This window comes from Aeromonas dhakensis, assembly GCF_000820305.1.
Classification (GTDB): Bacteria; Pseudomonadota; Gammaproteobacteria; order Enterobacterales; family Aeromonadaceae; genus Aeromonas; species Aeromonas dhakensis.
Genome location: NZ_CDBH01000058.1, coordinates 1 through 722, shown reverse-complemented (window position 1 = coordinate 722; position 722 = coordinate 1). Strand labels below are relative to the sequence as shown.

General features: G+C 65.8%; 2 pseudogenes. Both read right to left on the bottom strand.

The features are described 5' to 3' along the window. Window positions 1–271: pseudogene (locus BN1143_RS15720) on the bottom strand (bifunctional metallophosphatase/5'-nucleotidase); the annotation flags it as partial. Window positions 272–400: 129 nt separating this feature from the next. After that, window positions 401–722: pseudogene (dcuC, locus tag BN1143_RS15715) on the bottom strand (anaerobic C4-dicarboxylate transporter DcuC); the annotation flags it as partial.

Sequence of the window (722 nt, the reverse complement as noted above, 5' to 3'; positions counted from 1 at the left end):
GCAGCAGGCTCAGCAGATCGGCGTTGGCCCGCCCCTTGAAGCGGTTGAAATAGAGCGAGCCCTGGAAGGTGTCGCCACCGTGCAGAAACAGACAGGGCTGGCCCGCCTCGTCCGCCTGCCGGCGCAGGGCGTTGAGCCGGGTCAGGATACGGGCATAGCCGCCGCACTGGGTGCGCCACTCGGACTCGCCTGCGGGGGCGAAGCGCATGGGGGCGCCATCGAAATGGGAGTGGCAGTCACTGAAATGGGCAAGTTGAACCGTAATACTCATCTCGGTCCTCCCTAGAGAAAAAAGAGCACCGAGTCTACTCCAATGGCGGGGGGAGATACCAGCCCGGCGGCAGGCCGGGCTGGTAGAGCGGGGAGAGGCGGGGCATCCGTTCAGGGAGCCTCGACCACGTCAGGCGGGCACCATGATCTGGGTGGCGAGGATCACCACCAGCAGGCCGACGGCCACCGGCAGCGAGGTACGTTTGACCACCTCGAACGGAGAGAGATTGCCCATCCCCGCACAGGCGACCACCACCCCGGAGACCGGCGAGATGGTGCGGCCGAGGTTGGAGGCCTGCAGCATGGGGATCACCAGGTAGGCCGGGTTGACGCCGAGGCTGGTGGCCAGATGGGGAATGAGCTCCACGAAGGCGTAGAAGGGGGCGTTGCCCGAACCCGTGGTAAAGGCGGCCAGGGTGGTGATGACCACCAGCACCAGCATGATGACGATG